Annotated in this window: 2 protein-coding genes; both read left to right on the forward strand. The window is 71.7% G+C overall.

Features of this window, described 5'->3' with window-relative positions; translation table 11 throughout:
• Positions 1 to 149: 149 nt before the first annotated feature.
• Positions 150 to 1916 (forward strand): dolichyl-phosphate-mannose--protein mannosyltransferase, encoded by a 1767-nt coding sequence (locus tag AAHZ94_RS29790; protein ID WP_349996815.1) that lies wholly within the window; start codon positions 150 to 152, stop codon positions 1914 to 1916.
• A gap of 273 nt (positions 1917 to 2189) precedes the next feature.
• On the forward strand, positions 2190 to 3963 hold a 1774-nt coding region (locus AAHZ94_RS29795; protein WP_349996816.1), incomplete at its 3' end, for a penicillin-binding transpeptidase domain-containing protein.

The following is a 3963-nucleotide window of genomic DNA, read 5'->3' on the forward strand; positions in this document are numbered from 1 at the left end:
CACACCCCCGCCCCCCCCCGCGCCGCCCGCGGGACGCCCGTCAGCCAACCCCCGCGGGACGCCCGTAACCCCGCCCCCACAACCCACCGGACACGGCCCGTGGACGCCGCACCCACGACTGGCCCGGGGACGTTCCCTACGATGGCGCGGTGACGATTGACACCGCGACCGGAGCCCGAGAGGGCCGAGCCGCCGACGAACAGCCGCTGCCCTGGCAGCTCAGGCTGCGCCGATTCGGCTATCAGGGCCGGGCGCGGACCGACGTCCGTGACCGGCTGGCCCCGCCGTTCCCCGAGCCGGGCACCCGGCTGTGGACGGCGCTCGGCCTCGGCCCCGTGACCGCGGCCCGGCTGGCCCGCTGGGCGGGCTGGGGGGGGCCGCTGCTGGTCGCGCTGTTCGCCGGGCTGCTCAGGTTCTGGCGCCTCGGCAGCCCGAACGCGGTGATATTCGACGAGACGTACTACGCCAAGGACGCCTGGTCACTGCTCCAGTACGGGTACGAGGGCACCTGGTCCAAGGACGCCAACGGCAAGCTCCTGGAGACCCCGCAACAGATCGCGCTCAGCGAGGCGCCCTCGTACGTGGTGCACCCGCCGGTCGGCAAGTGGGTCATCGCGCTGGGCGAGAAGTTCTTCGGCCTCGAACCCTTCGGCTGGCGCTTCATGGTGGCGCTGCTCGGCACGCTCTCGGTGCTGATGCTGTGTCGCATCGGCCGCCGGTTGTTCCGCTCCACGATCCTCGGCTGCCTGGCGGGCGGGTTGCTCGCGGTGGACGGGCTGCACTTCGTGATGAGCCGCACCGCCCTGCTCGACCTGGTCCTGATGTTCTTCATCCTGGCCGCGTTCGGCGCCCTGCTGGTCGACCGGGACCAGGCCAGGGCCCGCCTCGCCGCGGCGCTGCCGGTCGGCTCCGACGGCCTGGCCAGGCCCGATGCCGCCATCGCCGAACGGCTCGGCCTCGGCTGGCGCCCCTGGCGCATCGCCGCCGGCGTCTGCCTCGGCCTCGCCTGCGGCACCAAGTGGAACGGCCTGTACGTGCTGGCCGCGTTCGGCCTGATGACGGTCGTCTGGGACGTGGGCGCACGACGCATCGCCGGCGCCTGGCACCCGTACCGCACGGCCCTGCGCCGCGACGTGCCGTGGGCGTTCCTGGCCACCGTGCCGGTCGCGCTCGCCACCTACGTCGCCTCCTGGACCGGCTGGTTCCGCGCCAGCGGCAGCTTCTCCGAGGAACTCGGCTGGCGGCGCAGCGGCTACTTCCGGCACTGGGCCGAGACCGACGGCGGCCACTCGTCGGACGGCGCGTTCGCCTGGCTGCTCAACCCGCTGCGCAGCCTGTGGCACTACGAGAAGGAGGTCTACGACTTCCACGTGGGCCTGGACGCGCCGCACACCTACCAGTCCAACCCGTGGAGTTGGCTGGTCCAGTCGCGCCCGGTCTCCTACTTCTACGAGTCGCCCAAGCCGGGCGAGGACGGCTGCCCCGCCGACGCCGCGGGCAAGTGTGCCCGCGAGGTGCTGGCCCTCGGCACCCCGCTGCTGTGGTGGACGGCCTGCTTCGCCCTCCTCTACCTGCTCTACCGCTGGGCCCTGCGCCGCGACTGGCGCGCCGGCGCCATCCTGTGCGGCACGGGCGCCGGTCTGCTGCCCTGGTTCGCCTACCAGGACCGCACGATCTTCTCCTTCTACGCGGTGGTCTTCGTCCCGTTCCTGTGCCTGGCGGTGGCGATGCTGCTGGGCGCGGTCCTCGGCCCGCAGGGCGCGAGCGAACGCCGCCGCGTGGTCGGCGTGGCCACCACGGGCGCGCTGGTCCTGCTCATCGTGTGGAACTTCATTTACTTTTTCCCCATTTACACCGGGCAGCCGATCCCGCTGGATTCGTGGCGGGACCGGATGTGGCTGGATACGTGGATCTAGCTGGACCCGGTGGAGTTCCCCGCGCGAGCGGGGGTGGTCCGTTGCGCAGGTTGCGCAGCAGCGCCATGTGCCCGTGGTCCCCGCGTGCGCGGGGTTGGTCCGGCCGCGCCCACGAGGGGCCCAGCCCGGTCCCGGCCCACCCGCCCGCACCGTAACGACCCACCCAGGCGCCACGGAGGGCGGGCAAAGGCGTACGAAGAGTGCCGGTAGAGTGCCCGGCGCCGCCCCCTTCAGCAACTGATGAGGGGTCTGAGTAACTGTGGGGGTTCTCGAATGCGGAGTGGTGCCAAGGCCACCGTCGTCGGTGGGGTCATCGTTGCGGTGGTGGGTGCGGCCGGGTACGGCGCGTACAGCCTGGTTTCGGACGACGGCTCGTCAAACGACGAAACGGTCACGAGCGCACAGACGAACAGAACGAGCAAGAAGGCCGCTCCGGTGAAGACCGGGCCGCCGAGTACCGAGGAGATAGCGGCCACCTCGGGGGACTTCTTCGCGGCCTGGTCCGCGGGGGACGCCACGAAGGCCGCGGCGCTCACCACCGACGAGCGGGCGGCCCGCGCCGCCCTGACCGACTACCGCAAGAAGGCGGGCGTGCAGCAGGTCAGGCTGACGCCGAAGACGCCGGGCGGCACGACGGCGAACGGTGCGGCGGCAAACGGCACTGCGGACGGCACGGCGGCGAGCGGCACGGCAGCGGACGGTGCGGCGGACGGCGGCGCGACCCCGGCCGACGGGAAGGTGCCGTTCGGCGTCAGCGCGCAGGTCGCGCACAAGGGGGTGGCGACGACCTGGACGTACGACTCGGCGCTGACGGTCAAGCGGGACGCGGAGACCGGCAAGGTGCTGGTCGACTGGAAGCCTGCGGTGCTCTTCCCGAAGCTGCAACCCGGCGACAAGCTCCAGGTGGGGCCCGCGAAGAAGCCGCCGATCAAGGCCGTTGACCGCAACGGCAAGGAACTCCTGCCCGACGAGCACCCGACGCTGAAGGCCGTGCTGGCCGGGCTGCGCGACAAGTACGGGGCGAAGGCCGGCGGCACCTCCAGCGTGGAGCTGTACATCGACCGGGCGGGCAAGACGCCGGACGAGACGCTGAAGGTGCTCGCGCAGGGGAAGCCGGGGACGCTGCGGACGACGCTGGACGCCGGGCTCCAGCGGGTCGCCGAGCAGCAGGTGGCGAAGAAGCCGAAGTCGTCGGCGGTGGTGCTGAAGCCGAGTACGGGTGAGGTGTTGGCGTTCGCCAACTCGCCGGCCGAGGGGTTCAACGTCGCGCTCCAGGGTTCCCTGGCGCCCGGCTCCACCATGAAGGTCGTCTCGTCCTCGCTGCTCATCGACGAGGGGCTGGCGAAGGTCGGCAAGGAACACCCGTGCCCGAAGTTCTCCTCGTACGGGGGGTGGAAGTTCCAGAACCTCGACGAGTTCGAGATAAAGGGCGGCACCTTCGACCAGAGCTTCGCGCGGTCCTGCAACACGGCCTTCATCACGCAGGCGTCGAAGCTGTCGGACGACGCGCTGACCAAGGAGGCCCGCGACGTCTTCGGGCTCGGTCTGAACTGGCAGGCAGGCGTGCCCACCTTCGACGGCGCGGTGCCCGTGCAGCAGGACGCGAGCAAGGCGGCTTCGCTGATCGGCCAGGGCGGGGTGCGGATGAACCCGCTGACGATGGCTTCGGTGTCGGCGACGGCCAGCACCGGCACGTTCCGCCAGCCGCACCTGGTCGCCCCCGGCCTGGACGGCCGGACGCTGGCCAAGGCGCCGCGGTCGATGAAGCCGGACACGATGCGGCAGCTCAAGTCGCTGATGAAGCTGACGGCGACGTCCGGCACCGGCGCGCAGGCGATGTCGGGGCTGACCGGTGACATCGGGGCGAAGACGGGTTCGGCCGAGGTGGACGGGCAGAAGAAGCCCAACGGCTGGTTCACCGCGTACCGGGGTGACGTGGCCGCCGCGGCCGTCGTCCAGCAGGGCGGGCACGGCGCAGCTCAAGCGGCAGGCCGTGCCGACCTCGGGGCTCACGTTGCTTGGGCTGGTGCGGCATGCTGCTGCGGTG

This window comes from Streptomyces sp. HSW2009 (genome assembly GCF_040240285.1).
Classification (GTDB): Bacteria; Actinomycetota; Actinomycetes; order Streptomycetales; family Streptomycetaceae; genus Streptomyces.